Source organism: Noviherbaspirillum sedimenti (genome assembly GCF_003590835.1).
In the GTDB taxonomy this organism is placed as follows: Bacteria; Pseudomonadota; Gammaproteobacteria; order Burkholderiales; family Burkholderiaceae_D; genus Paucimonas; species Paucimonas sedimenti.
In genome coordinates this window covers 1,705,537-1,722,614 of the sequence record NZ_QYUQ01000002.1, presented here as the reverse complement: position 1 = coordinate 1,722,614, position 17,078 = coordinate 1,705,537, and the positions used below count along the sequence as shown (strand labels likewise).

Below are 17,078 nucleotides of genomic sequence, written 5' to 3'. Positions count from 1 at the left end.
TCTGATAATGATCCGCCCTCGTTTTCTTCCTGATAATTACGTCCTCGCGCTGGCAGGCACCGTCGTCCTCGCCAGTTTCCTGCCGGTCCAGGGCATGCTTGCCGAGGCGTTCGACAGCATTACCGCCGTCGCTGTCGGCCTGCTGTTTTTCCTGCATGGCGCCAAGCTATCGCGGGAGTCGATTGTCGCTGGCATCACGCACTGGCGCCTGCACCTGGCCGTGCTGGCGTCCACCTTCCTGCTGATTCCGCTGCTGGGCCTTGCGCTCGGTCCGCTGTTCACACGCCTGGTCGGGCCGGATCTGTATCTCGGCATCCTGTTCCTGTGCGTCTTGCCGTCGACGGTGCAATCCTCGATCGCCCTGACTTCGGTTGCGCGCGGCAATGTGCCTGCGGCAGTATGCAGCGCATCGGCATCCAATTTTTTCGGCATTTTCCTGACCCCCGTGCTGGCCGGCCTGGTGCTGTCGCTGCATGGCGAGAGCCAGTCATCGCTCGATTCCATATTCAAGATCGTGGTGCAGCTTTTGCTGCCGTTTGTCGCAGGCCATGTGGCGCGGCGCTGGATCGGCGCCTGGGTTGCTCACAACAAGACCATGTTGCGTTTCGTTGACCAGGGCTCGATCCTGCTGGTGGTGTATACCGCCTTCAGCGAAGCGGTGGTGCAGGGGCTGTGGCAGCAACTGCCCTCGGGCGCGCTGGCTGGCCTGCTGCTTGCCAATGCCATCCTGCTCACGCTTACCATCGGCATCACGACCTGGTCGAGCCGCCGCCTTGGCTTCAGCCGCGAAGATGAAGTGGTCATGGTCTTCTGCGGTTCCAAGAAGAGCCTTGCCAGCGGAGTGCCGATTGCCAAAGTCCTGTTCGCCGGGAGTGTCGTGGGTGTGATGGTCTTGCCGCTCATGTTGTTCCACCAGATGCAGCTCATGCTCTGCGCGGTATTGGCCAATCGTTACGCACGCCGTGCCGCCGCCGCAGAAGCAGAAGCGCCAGTGCCGGTCCAGCCCGGCCACGTGGCGCCGGGCAAATGAAAATTTGAAAACAGGCATAAACATGAACCAGCACATCAATCCAGCCCGCGGCACGCGCGGCATGGCCGTCGCGCCGCACTCCCTGGCATCGCAGAGCGCGCTGGCCGTCCTGCGCGAGGGCGGCAATGCGGTCGAGGCGATGATCGCCGCCGCCTCGACCATCGCCGTGGTTTACCCGCACATGAACAGCATCGGCGGCGACGGCTTCTGGCTGATTTCACGCCCCGGCGAAGCGCCGATGGGGCTGGAAGCCTGCGGCGCGGCCGCTGGCGCCGCCAGCATCGACTTGTACCGCGCGCAGGGCCTGTCGGCTATCCCTTTTCGCGGCGGCCTGGCGGCCAATACCGTGGCGGGCACGATTTCCGGCTGGGATGCCGCCTATGCCTGGTCGCGCGAGGCGATCGGCGGCAAGTTGCCGCTCACGCGCCTGCTTGGCGACGCCATCCATTATGCAAAGGACGGCATACCGGTGACCCGCAGCCAGTCGGCCTGCATCGCCGCCAAGCGCGACGAATTGCAGGACATTGCCGGCTTTGCCCACACTTTCCTGGCCGACGGCGCCACGCCGGCAACGGGGGCACGTTTCACGCAGCCGCGGCTGGCAGCCACGCTGGAGCAGTTGGCAAAGAACGGTCTCGATGATTTCTACCGCGGCGAGCTGGCGCGCAGCATGGCGCGCGACCTCGCCGAAGTCGGCAGCCCGCTGACCCTGGCCGACCTGGAATCGCATCGGGCCGCATGGAAGACGCCGCTGGCGCTGCAGCATTCGCTCGGCACCATCTACAACATGCCGCCGCCGACGCAGGGACTGGTGTCGCTGCTGATCCTCGGGCAGCTCGACCGCCTGCTCAAGGCCGGCATGGATCCGCTGGGCGCGGAATATGTGCATGCCTGCGTGGAAGCCACCAAGCGCGCCTTTGCCATTCGCGACCGTCACATCACCGATCCGCGCTACATGGAAATCGATGCGCAGGACTTGCTCGATCCCGTCCGCATCGCCGGGATGGCTGACAGTATTTCGCTGGAACGCGCCGCGCCCTGGGGCAGGGGGCTCGGCCCGGCGGATACGGTGTGGATGGGGGTGGTGGACGGCAATGGCGTCGCCGTCAGTTTTATCCAGAGCATCTATCACGAGTTCGGCAGCGGCATCGTGCTCGACCACAGCGGCGTGAACTGGCAGAATCGCGGCTGCAGCTTTGCGCTGGATGCCACGGCGCGCAACCCGCTCATGCCTGGCCGCAAGCCCTTCCATACGCTGAACCCGCCGCTGGCGCGCCTCAATGACGGTCGCACCATCGTCTATGGAAACATGGGCGGCGACGGCCAGCCGCAGAGCCAGTCGGCGGTGTTTACCCGCATTGCCAATTTCAACATGAATCCGCAGGCGGCGATCGATGCGCCGCGCTGGCTGCTGGGCCGGACCTGGGGACAGTCGAGCGACACGCTCAAGCTGGAAGCGCGCTTTGGCGGTGCGGTCGGCGCGCGCCTGCGCGACATGGGGCATGATGTGGAAATCATGGCGGCGTATGATGAAACCATGGGGCACGCCGGGGCGATCGTGCGGCATGCCAACGGCTTGTTCGAAGGCGGCACCGACCCGCGCAGCGACGGCGGGGTCGGCGCCTGGTAAGGCAAGGCGCTAGCCGCGTTCCCGCAATTTTCGCCACAAGGTCGTGCGGCTGATGCCCAGATGTCGGGCCGCCGCTTCGCGGTTGCCGCCGAAGCGCGCCAGCACCTCGGCGATGCTTTCCTGACCCGGTCGGGGCGCCGGCGCGGGCAGGGCGGAGACAGGCATCATGGCGCCTGCCGGGCGCTGTCCCAAATCCCGCGCCAGCTCCGGCGCCACTCCCAGCACGAAGCTGGGTGTCAAAGCCTGCAGCGGCTGCGCCGCCAGGAACAATGCCAGGCGTTCCATCATGTTGCGCAGTTCGCGCACATTGCCCGGCCAGGCATAGCTGGCCAGCAGCGGCGCGCAGGCGACCACTTCCGCATGCAGGTTGGCGTGCGGGCGCACGTTCATCGCCGCCAGGGCGTTCTTCAGGCACCACGCGGCCAGCGCCACCAGGTCGTCCGGCCGCTCGCGCAGCGGCGGCAGCGTCACGCGCAGCACGCCGAGCCGGTAGAACAGGTCGGCGCGAAAGCGGCCGTCATGGATGCGTGCATCGAGGTCGCAATGGGTTGCCGAGACGATGCGCACATCCACCGGAATCGGCCGCGTACCGCCGACCCGCACCACCTCGCGCTCTTCCAGCACGCGCAGCAGGCGCGTCTGCAGTTGCGCCGGCATTTCGCCGATCTCGTCGAGGAAGAGGGTGCCGCGATTGGCTGCTTCGAACAGGCCGGCATGACCGCCGCGGCGCGAGCCGGTGAAGGCGCCTTCCTCGTAGCCGAACAGCTCGGACTCCAGCAGTGATTCCGCCACCGCGCCGCAATTGATGGCGACAAAGGGATGACGCGCGCGCGGGCTTTCGCGGTGGATGGCCTGTGCCACCAGTTCCTTGCCGGTGCCGGTCTCGCCCTGGATCAGGACCGTCGCGGGCGAGCGCGCAAACAGCGCAATCGACTGGCGCACGCCTTGCATGGCGGCGGATTCGCCTCTCAAATCGTTCAGGCCGTGGCGCGCGCGCAGCGATTCTGCCTGCGGATGGCTGCGGCCGCGCGACGATTCGAGTTGCGTGAAGCGGGCGATTTCCAGCGCATCCTCGAAAGCCTGGCGGATGGTGGCGGCGGAATACAAAAACACCCCGGTCAGGCCGGCTTCCTCGGCCAGGTCGGTGATCAGGCCGGGGCCGACCACGGCCTTGATGCCGGCCGCCTTCAATTCATTGATCTGGGCGCGGGCATCTTCCTCGGTCACATAGGTGCGCTGCACCAGTCGCAGGCTGAAGGTGTCGATGAACTCGGCCACTGCCGGCATGGTTTCCTGATAGGTGACCAGGCCGATCTCGGGGGTGAGCTTGCGGGCGCGCGCCAGCGCCTGCATGACATCGAAGCCGCTGGCCTTGGCGATCACCACCGGCACCGCCGATATGCGGCTCTTCAGGTAGGCGGCGTTGGAGCCGGCAGCGATGATGGCGTCGCAGCGCTCGGTCGCCATGCGCTCGCGGATGTGCTGCACCGCATCCTCGAAGCCGAGATGGATCGGCTCGATGATGGCGCGTTCGTCGAACTCGACCATGATGTCGCGGAACAGGTCGAACAGGCGCGAGATCGACACGGTCCAGATGACCGGCTTGTCGGCGCTTTCGCGTAGCGGGTAGTTGGAACGTGTCATGTTTCAAGTGGTGTTTCAAACGTTTCAAATGTAACATAGAATGAAACGCCATGGTGACGTCGATGCGCTCTTGTGAATTTCCGTCTCTTCGCTTAAGTGCCTGATTTTAATAGGAATGATGCGCGGGAGCATGCGGTTTCATGTAGCGGAACGCCTGGTTGGCACAGGCATTGCAAACAGGCAGGCCATCGCAACACTCACTCACCACGAAAAGGTGCACACATGACCCAATTTTCAGCAGGCGCCGCCTTTCGCAAGGCGGTTCAGGAAGAATCCCCCTTGCAAGTCGTCGGCGCCATCAACGCCAACCATGCGCTGCTGGCCAAACGCGCCGGCTTCAAGGCAATCTACCTGTCCGGCGGCGGCGTTGCTGCCGGTTCGCTCGGCCTGCCCGACCTCGGTATTTCCAATCTCGACGACGTCTTGACCGATGTGCGCCGCATCACCGACGTCTGCGACCTGCCGCTGCTGGTGGACGTCGATACCGGTTTCGGTTCCTCGGCCTTCAACGTCGCCCGCACGGTCAAATCGATGATCAAGTTCGGCGCCGCCGCCATCCACATCGAAGACCAGGTCGGCGCCAAGCGCTGCGGCCACCGTCCCAACAAGGAAATCGTCACCAAACAGGAAATGGTCGACCGCATCAAGGCCGCCGTCGATGCCCGCACCGATGAAAACTTCGTCATCATGGCGCGCACCGATGCGCTCGCCGTCGAAGGCCTGGAAGCCGCGCTCGACCGCGCCCAGGCTTGCGTCGAAGCCGGCGCCGACATGGTTTTCCCGGAAGCGATCACCGAGCTGTCGATGTACAAGACCTTCGCCGACGCCCTGAAGGTGCCGGTGCTGGCCAACATCACCGAATTCGGCGCGACCCCGCTGTATACGGTCGAAGAGCTGAAGTCGGTGGAGGTGGGCCTGGTGCTGTATCCGCTGTCGGCTTTCCGCGCCATGAACAAGGCTGCCGAAAACGTCTACACTGCGATCCGCCGCGACGGCACGCAAAAGAATGTGGTCGATACCATGCAGACCCGCATGGAACTGTACGAGAGCATCGGCTACCACGATTTCGAGCGCAGACTGGACGCCCTGTTCGCCCAGCAAAAAGCCAAGTAATCTCAGATAAGCCCGAATAAAACCCCGACAAACTGAATCAGGAGAAGACAATGAGCGAACAACAAGCAAGCGGTTTCAAGCCGAAAAAATCCGTGGCCCTGTCTGGCGTTACCGCCGGCAATACTGCACTGTGCACCGTCGGCAAGACCGGCAACGACCTGCATTATCGCGGCTATGACATCCTGGATGTGGCGGACGCCTGCGAATTCGAGGAAATCGCCCACCTGCTGGTGCACGGCAAGCTGCCGACCGCCGCCGAACTGAAGGCCTACAAGGCCAAGCTCAAAGCCCTGCGCGGCTTGCCGGCCGGCGTCAAGGCCGTGCTGGAAGCGCTGCCGGCATCGAGCCACCCGATGGACGTGATGCGCAGCGGCGTTTCCGCGCTGGGTTGCGTGCTGCCGGAAAAGGATGATCACAACACCCCGGGCGCGCGCGATATCGCCGACCGCCTGATGGCCTCGCTGGGTTCGATGCTGCTGTACTGGTACCACTACAGCAACAACGGCCGCCGCATCGAAGTGGAAACCGACGACGATTCCATCGGCGGCCACTTCCTGCATCTGCTGCATGGCGAAAAGCCGTCGGCCTTGTGGGAAAAAGCCATGCACACCTCGCTGATCCTGTACGCCGAGCACGAGTTCAATGCCTCGACCTTCACCGGCCGCGTCATCGCCGGCACGGGCTCGGACATGCACTCGGCCATCACCGGCGCCATCGGTGCGCTGCGCGGTCCCAAGCATGGCGGCGCCAACGAAGTCGCCTTCGAAATCCAGAAACGCTATGACAATCCGGACGAAGCCGAAGCCGACATCAAGATGCGTGTCGAGAACAAGGAAGTCGTGATCGGTTTCGGCCATCCCGTCTATACCATTTCGGACCCGCGCAACAAGGTCATCAAGGAAGTCGCCCGCACCCTGTCCAAGGACGCCGGCTCGCTGAAGATGTTCGACATCGCCGAGCGCCTCGAAGCCGTGATGTGGGACATCAAGAAGATGTTCCCCAACCTCGACTGGTTCTCGGCTGTGTCGTACCACATGATGGGCGTGCCGACTGCGATGTTCACCCCGCTGTTCGTGATCGCACGTACTTCCGGCTGGGCCGCGCACATTATCGAGCAGCGCATCGACAACAAGATCATCCGCCCGAGCGCCAACTACGTTGGCCCGGAAGATCTGAAGTTTGTGCCGATTAAAGATCGCAAGTAAAAACGTCGGCGTCCGGCTACTGCGCAACCCATGGATGAATGAAGTGGGCTGCTCGCTACGCCGGCTATCCGACGTTTCGGCGCTGCCATGCCAGCATGGCAGCGCCGAGTTAAGAATGTTGTTTCCTTTCAGGACTGAGCCATGAATTCCGCCTATCGCAAATCCCTGCCGGGCACCACACTGGATTACTTCGACGCGCGTGCCGCGGTGAACGCGATCCAGCCGGGCGCCTGGGACAAGCTGCCGTATACCTCGCGCGTGCATGCCGAAAACCTCGTGCGCCGCTGCGACCCGGCCACGCTGACCGACTCCCTGAAACAACTCGTCGAGCGCAGGCGCGACCTCGACTTCCCGTGGTTCCCGGCGCGCGTGGTGTGCCACGACATCCTCGGCCAGACCGCGCTGGTCGACCTGGCCGGCCTGCGTGACGCCATTGCCGAGCAGGGCGGCGACCCCGCCAAGGTCAATCCGGTCGTGCCGGTGCAACTGATCGTCGACCATTCGCTGGCGGTGGAGTGCGGCGGCTTCGATCCCGACGCCTTCGCCAAGAACCGCGCCATCGAAGACCGCCGTAACGAAGACCGCTTCCACTTCATCAACTGGACCAAGCTGGCGTTCAAGAACGTCGAAGTGATCCCGCCGGGTAACGGCATCATGCACCAGATTAATCTGGAGCGGATGAGCCCGGTGGTGCACGCGCAGGACGGCGTCGCCTTTCCGGATACGCTGGTCGGCACCGACAGCCACACGCCGCACGTCGACGCGCTCGGCGTGATTGCCGTCGGTGTCGGAGGTCTGGAAGCCGAGAACGTGATGCTGGGCCGCGCCTCCTGGATGCGCCTGCCGGAAATCGTCGGCGTCGAGCTCGCCGGCCGCCCGCAGCCGGGCATCACCGCCACCGACGTCGTGCTGGCGCTGACCGAGTTCCTGCGCAAGTCCAAGGTGGTCGGCGCCTACCTCGAGTTCTACGGCGAGGGCGCCGCTGCCTTGACCCTGGGCGACCGCGCGACCATCTCCAATATGGCGCCGGAATACGGCGCCACGGCGGCGATGTTCTCCATCGATGAGCAGACCATTACCTACCTGAAGCTAACCGGCCGTGCCGACGAGCAGGTCAGGCTGGTGGAGACTTACGCGAAAGAAGCCGGCCTGTGGTCGGATACCTTGAAGAATGCCGAATATGAGCGCGTACTCAAGTTCGACCTGTCGACTGTCGTGCGCAACATGGCAGGCCCTTCCAACCCGCATGCGCGCGTGGCGACTGCTGATCTCGCCGCCAGGGGCATCGCCGGCAAGTGGGACGAAGTCCCCGGCCAGATGCCGGACGGCGCCGTGATCATCGCGGCGATTACCAGCTGCACCAACACCAGCAACCCGCGCAACGTCATCGCTGCGGCCCTGCTGGCGCGCAATGCCAACAAGCTGGGCCTGACCCGCAAGCCCTGGGTGAAGTCGTCGCTGGCGCCGGGCTCCAAGGCGGTTGAGCTGTATCTGGAAGAAGCCGGATTGCTGCCGGACCTGGAAAAGCTGGGCTTCGGCATCGTCGCGTTTGCCTGCACCACCTGTAACGGCATGTCCGGTGCACTGGATCCGAAGATTCAGCAGGAAATCATCGACCGCGACCTGTATGCCACGGCCGTGTTGTCCGGTAACCGCAACTTCGACGGCCGCATTCACCCCTATGCCAAGCAGGCTTTCCTGGCGTCGCCGCCGCTGGTGGTGGCTTACGCGATTGCCGGCACCATCCGCTTCGATATCGAGAAGGATGTGCTGGCCGTGGTCGACGGCCGCGAAATCCGCCTGAAAGACATCTGGCCGAACGACGAAGAGATCGACGCCATCGTCAAGTCCAGCGTCAAGCCGGAACAGTTCCGCAAGGTCTACGAGCCGATGTTCGCGATTTCAGCGGATGCCGGCGAAAAGGTCACGCCGCTGTACGACTGGCGCCCGCAGTCCACCTATATCCGTCGCCCGCCGTATTGGGAAGGCGCCCTCGCTGGCGCGCGCACCATGACGGGCATGCGTGCGCTGGCGGTGCTGCCGGATAACATCACCACCGACCACCTGTCGCCGTCCAATGCCATCATGCTGGACAGCGCTGCCGGTGCGTACCTGGCGAAAATGGGCCTGCCGGAGGAAGACTTCAATTCCTACGCCACCCACCGCGGCGACCACCTCACTGCACAGCGCGCCACCTTCGCCAACCCGACGCTGAAGAACGAGATGGTGAAGAAGGAAGACGGCACGGTGAAGGCCGGTTCGCTGGCCCGCGTCGAGCCGGAAGGCAAGGTCATGCGCATGTGGGAAGCCATCGAGACCTACATGGAGCGCAAGCAGCCGCTGATCATCGTCGCCGGCGCCGACTACGGCCAGGGCTCCTCGCGTGACTGGGCCGCCAAGGGCGTGCGCCTGGCAGGCGTGGAAGTCATCGCAGCCGAAGGCTTCGAGCGCATCCACCGCACCAACCTGATCGGCATGGGCGTGCTGCCGCTGGAGTTCAAGCCTGGCACCAACCGCCTGACCCTGAACATCGACGGCACCGAGACCTATGACGTGATCGGAGAGCTCAGGCCGCGCGCGGACTTGACTCTTGCGATCACCCGCAGGAACGGTGAGCGCGTGGAAGTACCGATGACCTGCCGTCTCGATACCGCCGAAGAAGTGTCTGTCTACGAAGCCGGCGGCGTGCTGCAACGCTTCGCCCAGGACTTCCTGGCATCGTCAAAAGCGGCCTGAATCCAAAGCCGCCTGCATCAGACGCACTGACGCAACATACTGAGGCGGTACGGCAACGTGCCGCCTCAGCCATTTCAGGAGAACATTTCATGGCTCACGTACCCCAGATCAAAATCCCCGCCACCTACATCCGTGGCGGCACCAGCAAAGGCGTGTTTTTCCGCCTGCAAGACTTGCCAGCAGCCGCCCAGGTGCCAGGTGCGGCGCGCGATGCTTTGCTGTTGCGCGTCATCGGCAGCCCCGACCCTTACGGCAAGCAGATTGATGGCATGGGCGCGGCGACTTCCAGCACCAGCAAGACCGTCATCCTGTCCAAATCCAGCAAGCCTGGGCATGACGTCGATTACCTGTTCGGCCAAGTCGCGATCGACAAGGCTTTCGTCGACTGGAGCGGCAACTGCGGCAACCTGTCGGCTGCGGTGGGCTCCTTCGCGCTTGCCAGCGGCCTGGTCGATGCTGCCCGCATCCCGCAAAACGGCATCGCCACTGTGCGCATCTGGCAAGCCAACATCGGCAAGACCATCATCGCCCACGTACCGATCACCAACGGCGAAGTGCAGGAAACCGGCGACTTTGAACTCGATGGCGTCACTTTCCCCGCAGCCGAAGTGCAACTCGAATTCCTGGACCCGGCCGATGAAGGCGAGGGCGATGGTGGCGGCGCCATGTTCCCGACCGGGAACATGGTCGACGATCTCGAGGTGCCGGGTGTCGGCACGCTCAAGGTCACCATGATCAATGCCGGCATCCCGACCATCTTCGTGAATGCGGAAGCGATCGGCTACACCGGCACCGAGTTGCAGGATGCCATCAACGGCGATGCCAAGGCGCTGGCCATGTTCGAGACGATCCGCGCTTATGGCGCACTGCGCATGGGGCTCATCAAGCACGTCGATGAAGCTGCCAGGCGCCAGCACACGCCAAAGGTCGCCTATGTCGCCAAGCCGGCCGATTACGTGGCTTCCAGCGGCAAGCAGGTCGCTGCCGGCGATATCGATCTGCTGGTGCGGGCGCTATCCATGGGTAAACTCCATCACGCCATGATGGGGACGGCTGCGGTTGCCATCGGCACCGCTGCCGCCATTCCAGGCACGCTGGTGAACCTGGCCGCCGGTGGCGGTGCGCGCACGGCGGTGCGCTTCGGTCATCCCTCGGGCACCTTGCGCGTGGGCGCCGAAGCGATCCAGGCCAATGGCGAATGGAGCGTGACCAAGGCCATCATGAGCCGCAGCGCCCGCGTGCTGATGGAAGGATGGGTAAGGGTGCCTGGCGACGCTTTCTGAAAGCCCGGCGGGCCCGGAGGAACAATGGCGCGGACGCCATGTCTCAAGGAGCATGGATTCCGCCAAGCGCCCTGACTGGGATGCAGTTCTGGTCGATATTGTCGACTACGTCCAGAAATGCGAGATCAGCTCTGATCTCGCCTATGACACTGCGCGCAACTGCCTGATCGACACGCTCGGTTGCGGCCTCGAAGCACTCGAGTACCCGGCCTGCACCAAGCTGCTCGGACCCGTCGTGCCTGGCACCATTGTTCCCAACGGCGCCAGGGTGCCGGGCACGCAATTCCAGCTCGATCCGGTACAGGCCGCCTTCAACATCGGCGCCATGATCCGCTGGCTCGACTTCAACGACACCTGGCTGGCGGCCGAATGGGGGCATCCATCCGACAACCTCGGCGGCATCCTCGCGACTGCCGACTGGCTTTCGCGCAGCGCCATTGCCGCCGGCAAGCAGCCGCTGCTCATGCAGGATGTCCTGAGCGCCATGATCAAGGCGCATGAAATCCAGGGCTGCATCGCGCTGGAAAACGCCTTCAACAAGGTCGGCCTCGACCACGTGGTGCTGGTCAAGGTGGCATCCACTGCAGTCGTCGCGCAGATGCTGGGCCTGTCGCGCGCAGAAATGCTCAACGCCGTCTCGCTGGCCTGGGTCGATGGCCAGGCGCTGCGCACTTACCGTCATGCGCCCAATACCGGCTCGCGCAAGTCCTGGGCCGCCGGCGACGCCACGGCGCGCGCCGTGCGCCTGGCGCTGATCGCCAGGACCGGCGAGATGGGCTATCCATCGGTGCTGACCGCGAACACCTGGGGCTTCTACGACGTCCTGTTCAAGGGCCAGCCATTCCGGTTCCAGCGGCCGGTTTCGCAGTGGGGCAGCTACGTGATGGAAAACGTCCTGTTCAAGATTTCCTTCCCGGCCGAGTTCCACGCGCAAACCGCCGTGGAAGCGGCGATGACCCTGCACGCGCAGCTGCGAAAGGCTGGCAAGGCGGTGGAAGAGATTCGCCGGGTCACTATCCGCACCCACGAAGCCTGCATCCGCATCATCGACAAGCAGGGGCCGCTGAATAATCCGGCCGACCGCGACCACTGTATCCAGTACATGGTTGCCGTGCCGCTGATCTTCGGCCGCCTGACTGCGGCCGACTACGAGGATGAGGTCGCCGCCGACAAGCGCATCGACATCCTGCGCGACAAGATCGTCTGCGTCGAAGACCCGCTCTTCACGCAGGATTACCACGATCCGCAGCAGCGCGCGATCGCCAATGCCCTGACGGTCGAGTGCAATGACGGCAGCAAGCTCGCGGAAGTAGTGGTGGCATACCCGATCGGCCACGCCCGTCGGCGGCAGGAAGGCATCCCCCTGCTGGAAGCCAAGTTCCATACGAATCTCGCGCGCAGGTTCCCGCCAAAACAACAAAAAACCATCCTGGACGTTTCGCTCGATCAAAAGAAGCTGGCAATCATGCCGGTGCACGAATACGTCGACCTGTACGTGATTTGAGCGCTGGGCCTGCACTTTTTCAAGAGCGCAAGCTAATCTGCACGCACATTTTGTGTGCAAAAAACCAGTTTTGCATTGTAAATACAACACGTCCAAGCCCCGCGGCAAGCTTTTATTTGGCCGATATTAAAAATAAACCACATCGCCTCTTAACTTGCTTAACCGGTCGCTGCCAATCGGTTAAATTAGGGCCGTTGAGCGGCAAAATAATCAGGAAATAATGTACGCCGGTTCTACAATGAGTTTGTCTGGACCAAAATCCGGGCCGACAAGACAAAGAATGGAAGTATTTAACCGAATGTAACCGTATTGCCAGGGGGAGAATTTATGCGACTTGCAAACAAGGTATCAATCATCACCGGGGCGGCTCAGGGTATCGGCCAGGCCACCGCGCTGAAATTCGCCCGGGAAGGCGCCAAGGTCGTGGTTTGCGACATGAACCAGGCCGGCGTCGACAACGTGGTCGAGCAGATCCGCGAAGCCGGCGGCGAAGCGATCGGTTTTGCGGTCGATGTCACCAAAAAGGACACCATCGCCGCCATGGTCCAGGGCACGATGGCCAAGTACGGCCGCATCGATACCCTGATCAACAATGCCGGCATCGTGATGGATTCGACCCTGAAGAAAATGACGGAAGCGCAATTCGACAAGGTGATCGATGTCAACCTCAAGGGCGTCTACAACTGTACCAAGGCTGTGGTCGACATCATGCTGGAACAAAAATCCGGCGCCATCGTCAATGCCTCTTCAGTCGTCGGACTGTTCGGCAACTTCGGCCAGACCAATTACGCCGCTGCCAAGTTCGGCGTGATCGGCATGGCCAAGACCTGGACCCGCGAACTCGGCCGCAAGGGCATCCGCGTCAACTCGGTCTGTCCCGGTTTCATCGCCACCCCGATCCTGAAGGACATGCCGGCCGATGTGATCAAGTCGATGGAAGACCGCGTGCCGATGGGCCGCCTGGGTAAACCGGAAGAAATTGCCAACACCTTTGCCTTTCTCGCTTCCGACGAGGCCAGCTACATCAATGGTGCCGTCATTGAAGTCACCGGTGGCCTGACCCTGTAAGCGCCATCGTACAAAAGCGCCATCGGAAAAAAGCGCGAGCAGGTCTCGCGTTTTTTTATGCGCGCACGCAGCGTGGCGCAGCGGCACGCCGGGTTCGCCGGAACTTCATTGTTGCCTGCTTATCAAATACCCATGACAAGTTGGGCGGCATCTGTTGCGCTTGCAGCGCGCACGCCCAGCGTGGCAGGAAGGGGATGGATCTTCAACCGGTAATTTTTATTCCGGGTAATCTTGAACAAGGAGTGTCGCCATGATGCAAGTAAACGAAATTCGGCAGCGGTTCAATCATATTGAGCAAACCATCGAGCACGCCAGCGAGGCTTGCCGCACTTCTGCCGACGTACCGTCGGATTTGAAACAATGCATAAACGAACTCGATCAGCAAACCGGCCAAGCCAGGAAAGTCATGCAATCGCAGGATGAAAGCCAGATCATCCAGTGTGTTGATGATCTGGAAGAACTGGGGGATCGGGCTAAATATGCTTGCGAAAATGCAAGTGATCTGGATGAGGATGTGCGGGATGCCGTGTTACTGGCGCATCGGGAACTGTCCGACTTGAAGCACAGTTTGCACTAAACTTTAAAGAACCGCAGGCGCATGCACTGTAAGGCATGCTTGCCAGTAATCAAAGTAATCAACGTAATGGCAGTAAACTGAAACAGCCTTGGCGCTGGTAAGCGCCAAGGCTGTTTGTATGCCTGGATATCGAATTGAATGAAACGATGGGAACGATGCGTTCAGGCCGTATGGGTCTTGACATCGCCGCGGCGGCGTTCGACGAATTCTTCCACCTGGCGCGTCATGGCATCGAAACTGTCGCGCACGGCCACATAGGCATCCTCATTCGACGTACGCGAACCATCGACCACCAGTTCGGCGCCGCGCGCCTTGATGTCGACCCGTACGCGGTAAAGCTTGCCTTGCTGCTTGTGGTTGGCTTCGGACTCGACTGAAACCAGACATGTCATCAGGTCGCTGCAGAGTTTTTCCAGCTTGGCCACGCGCTTGCGGATTTCGGCGTCGATAGCTTCGGATGTCGGGATGTCTCGAAAGAGAATTTGCAGGGAATTTTGCATGGTGCCTGACATAAAAAGTTTCTGAAAAGGCTGGCGAACAAGCCCGGCTACATTCAAATATTACACCAGAAGCTGGCGCACCGGAATGATGATTTGCCTGTACATGGTTCACGAATTGTCTGGCAACAACCCTGTGCAGCAAGCCCCCTGCCTGAGTTGCACGGTCATGCCGGACTGCATACTCGCGGGTAATCATGAGAAAATGCGGACTGTCTTTATTTATTTTTTATCCGGCTTTGGGCCGGATCAGACTATGCTGCGTTGGCTGACATCGCTGGTTGGCGGGGAACGGGCCGGGCAAGTGCCGGCGTCGGAGAAGCTGCCGTGCTTTCATTGCGGCGATCTGGTGAAACGGCGTCATGCCATCGACGTGCAATTCGATGGCGCCGCGCGCACTGTCTGCTGCCACGGCTGCGCCGCCATTCTGAAGACGGTGGAACAGATGGGCATGGTGCAGCAATACCGCGCGCAAAAAGGGCAGGTGGCCGCAAGCAATGACAAGTGAAACATCCCTCATGTCCGGCGCGCAGCAACTGGCGCAGCCAGAACGCGCTAAGGACATGCCGGCGCAACCGGAACCGGCGCCTGCGGAACTGGCGCACATGGCGCTGGCGTACGACAAGCTCGCCATCGGCGGCATGCGCTGCGCCGCCTGTTCGCAAATCATCGAATACCGGGTGCAGCACCTTGCCGGCGTCGAGACTTTCCGCATCAATGCCGCCAGCCACCGCGCCGAACTGCGCTGGGACCCGCGCCGCATCGGCTTGCGCGAGATCGTCGAGGCGATTGCCGCGCTCGGCTACAGCGCCTTGCCGGCCGGCGCCAAAGACAGTAGCGCCGCGCAACAGAATAAGATGGTGTGGTGGCGTCTGTTCGTCGCCGCTTTCGCCATGATGCAGGTGATGATGTATGCCTTTCCTGCCTACTTGCAGCCGGTGCCGGATATCAATGGCGACCTGACCCCGGATATCGACCGCCTGCTGAAGATCGCCAGCATGGTGCTGACCGTGCCGGTGGTGTTCTTTTCTTCCGCGCCGTTCTTCAGTGCGGCCTGGCGCGACCTGCGCAACCGCCATGTCGGCATGGATGTGCCGGTCTCGGCAGGCATCCTCGCCACCTTCGGCGCCAGCGTCTGGGCCACCTACCGCGGCGGCCCGGTGTATTACGATTCACTGATCATGTTCGTGACCCTGCTGCTGATTGCGCGCCTGCTCCAGGACCGTGTGCAGGGCAAGAGCATGGCGGCATTGCAGGCCCTGACCGCGCTGGCGCCGCTGAATGCGCAGCGCCTGCCCGACTATCCCGCCAGCCGCCGCACCGAGCAGGTGGATGCGGGCGAGCTGCGCGAAGGCGACCTTTTGCTGGTGGCGCCAGGCGCGCAGATTCCGGCCGACGGCCGCGTGCTGGAAGGGTACAGCGAATGCGACGAAGCTCTGATGACCGGCGAATCGCAGCCGGTGGCCAAGGAGGTCGGCGCCGAACTGGTGGGCGGCGCCATCAACCTTTCGGGGCAACTGGTGATGCGGGCGGAACGGGTCGGCGACGCCACCCAGTTGTCGGCGCTGGTGCAGAAAATGGAAGCGGCCGCCAATGAAAAGCCGCCGCTGGTGGCGCTGGCCGATCGCCACGCCAGCCGCTTCATGACGGCGATCCTGGTGGTGGCGCTGCTGGCGGCGCTGGTGTGGTGGCAGATCGATTCCGCGCGTGCGCTATGGATCGCGATCAGCGTGCTGGTGGTGACTTGCCCGTGCGCGCTGTCGCTGGCCGCGCCCAGCGTCATGGCCGGCGCCATCGGCCGCCTGGCCAAAAGCGGCGTGCTGGTGGCACGCGGCCGCGCGGTCGAGACGTTGGCGCGCGCCACGCATTTCGTTTTCGACAAGACCGGCACCCTGACCGAAGGCCGCCTGCAACTGGCCGGCGTGCACACCCTGCAGCCCGGCCTCGAGCACGCCGAATTGCTGGGCATGACGGCGGCCATCGCCGCCGCCTCCACCCACCCGGTATCGCAGGCCCTGGCCAGGGCCGCGGCCGCCGCCGGCATCTTCGGCCACGGCACCCAATATACGGATTTGCGTGAAGTCGCCGGCCAGGGCATGGAAGCGCAGGCTGGCGCGCAGCGTTACCGCCTTGGCAATCTGGCGTTCGTGCAGGAATTGCACGGCCAAGCCCTCGTCTTGCCGCCAGAGTTCGCCGGCAAGACCGTCTCGGCGCTGGGCGATGAGCGCGGCTGGATCGCCCTGTTCGCGCTGCAGGACCAGATCCGCGCGGACGCCGCCGCCTGCATCGCCTTCCTGCGTCGGCAAGGCAAACAGGTATGGCTGCTGTCCGGCGACAAGCACGACGTGGTGGCCAAGGTGGCGCGCGAACTGGGCATCGATGTCGCCCACGGCGAACTGCGCCCGGAGCACAAGCACGACATGGTGGCGGCGTTGCAGAAGCAGGGAGCCTTGGTGGCGATGGTCGGCGACGGCATGAACGATGGCCCGGTATTGTCGCTGGCCGACGTCTCGATCGCGATGGGGCAGGGGGCGCCGATCGCCCAGGTGCGCAGCGACCTGGTGCTGATGTCGAACCGCCTGCAGGACATGGCAGCGGCAGTGACGACCACCGGCCGGGCGCTGGCCCTGATCCGGCAAAACCTCGGCTGGGCGCTGTTGTACAACCTGGTGGCGATTCCCGCCGCCGTCTCCGGCCTGTTGCAACCCTGGCATGCGGCGATCGGCATGGCGCTCAGTTCGCTCATCGTTGTTTTGAATTCGTTGCGCATATTTTCTCGGACTGATTGACT

13 protein-coding genes are annotated in these 17,078 nt (G+C 62.9%); 11 read left to right on the top strand and 2 right to left on the bottom strand.

Annotated features, from left to right (window positions below; translation table 11 throughout):
* Positions 1-7: 7 nt before the first annotated feature.
* Together D3878_RS08075 and D3878_RS08070 are read left to right on the top strand one after the other, a co-directional pair.
* Positions 8-1,030 carry a bile acid:sodium symporter family protein gene (locus tag D3878_RS08075; RefSeq protein WP_119784995.1) on the top strand — a complete coding sequence of 341 codons (1,023 nt, stop codon included), beginning with the start codon at positions 8-10 and terminating at the stop codon, positions 1,028-1,030.
* A 22-nt stretch (positions 1,031-1,052) separates the two neighbouring features.
* Positions 1,053-2,660, top strand: a complete 1,608-nt coding sequence (locus tag D3878_RS08070; RefSeq protein ID WP_233556271.1) for a gamma-glutamyltransferase family protein — start codon at positions 1,053-1,055, stop codon at positions 2,658-2,660.
* Positions 2,661-2,669: 9 nt separating this feature from the next.
* Here D3878_RS08070 and prpR read toward each other — a convergent pair whose 3' ends face one another.
* Entirely contained in the window at positions 2,670-4,304 is a 1,635-nt protein-coding gene (prpR, locus tag D3878_RS08065; protein WP_119784994.1) for a propionate catabolism operon regulatory protein PrpR, read from the bottom strand.
* Positions 4,305-4,526: 222 nt separating this feature from the next.
* On the opposite strand from prpR, the gene prpB reads away from it, so the two are divergent.
* From prpB to D3878_RS08030, 7 genes are all read left to right on the top strand, one after another.
* Positions 4,527-5,417: a methylisocitrate lyase gene (prpB, locus tag D3878_RS08060; RefSeq protein ID WP_119784993.1), complete on the top strand. Its 891-nt coding sequence runs from the start codon at positions 4,527-4,529 to the stop codon at positions 5,415-5,417.
* A 50-nt stretch (positions 5,418-5,467) separates the two neighbouring features.
* Entirely contained in the window at positions 5,468-6,622 is a 1,155-nt protein-coding gene (prpC, locus tag D3878_RS08055) for a bifunctional 2-methylcitrate synthase/citrate synthase (protein ID WP_119784992.1), read from the top strand.
* A 141-nt stretch (positions 6,623-6,763) separates the two neighbouring features.
* The gene (acnD, locus tag D3878_RS08050) at positions 6,764-9,358 is read left to right on the top strand and encodes a Fe/S-dependent 2-methylisocitrate dehydratase AcnD (RefSeq protein WP_119784991.1); all 2,595 of its coding nucleotides are present in this window, start codon (positions 6,764-6,766) and stop codon (positions 9,356-9,358) included.
* A gap of 89 nt (positions 9,359-9,447) precedes the next feature.
* Entirely contained in the window at positions 9,448-10,641 is a 1,194-nt protein-coding gene (gene prpF, locus D3878_RS08045; RefSeq protein ID WP_119784990.1) for a 2-methylaconitate cis-trans isomerase PrpF, read from the top strand.
* Between the two features lie 52 nt (positions 10,642-10,693).
* Positions 10,694-12,145, top strand: a complete 1,452-nt coding sequence (locus tag D3878_RS08040; RefSeq protein WP_119784989.1) for a bifunctional 2-methylcitrate dehydratase/aconitate hydratase — start codon at positions 10,694-10,696, stop codon at positions 12,143-12,145.
* Between the two features lie 327 nt (positions 12,146-12,472).
* Complete coding sequence (gene fabG, locus D3878_RS08035) at positions 12,473-13,213, top strand: 3-oxoacyl-ACP reductase FabG (protein WP_119784988.1); 741 nt, start codon at positions 12,473-12,475, stop codon at positions 13,211-13,213.
* A 250-nt stretch (positions 13,214-13,463) separates the two neighbouring features.
* Positions 13,464-13,790: a hypothetical protein gene (locus D3878_RS08030; RefSeq protein WP_119784987.1), complete on the top strand. Its 327-nt coding sequence runs from the start codon at positions 13,464-13,466 to the stop codon at positions 13,788-13,790.
* 161 nt (positions 13,791-13,951) lie between these two features.
* Here the strand turns inward: D3878_RS08030 and D3878_RS08025 are convergent, their stop codons facing one another.
* On the bottom strand, positions 13,952-14,290 hold the full coding sequence (locus tag D3878_RS08025) for an HPF/RaiA family ribosome-associated protein (protein WP_119787772.1): 339 nt from the start codon (positions 14,288-14,290) through the stop codon (positions 13,952-13,954).
* A gap of 253 nt (positions 14,291-14,543) precedes the next feature.
* On the opposite strand from D3878_RS08025, the gene D3878_RS23745 reads away from it, so the two are divergent.
* Both D3878_RS23745 and D3878_RS08015 read left to right on the top strand, forming a co-directional pair.
* On the top strand, positions 14,544-14,795 hold the full coding sequence (locus tag D3878_RS23745; RefSeq protein ID WP_158592212.1) for a heavy metal translocating P-type ATPase metal-binding domain-containing protein: 252 nt from the start codon (positions 14,544-14,546) through the stop codon (positions 14,793-14,795).
* On the top strand, positions 14,785-17,076 hold the full coding sequence (locus D3878_RS08015) for a heavy metal translocating P-type ATPase (RefSeq protein ID WP_119784985.1): 2,292 nt from the start codon (positions 14,785-14,787) through the stop codon (positions 17,074-17,076). The genes D3878_RS23745 and D3878_RS08015 overlap by 11 nt, the downstream gene beginning before the upstream one ends.
* Positions 17,077-17,078 lie beyond the last annotated feature (2 nt).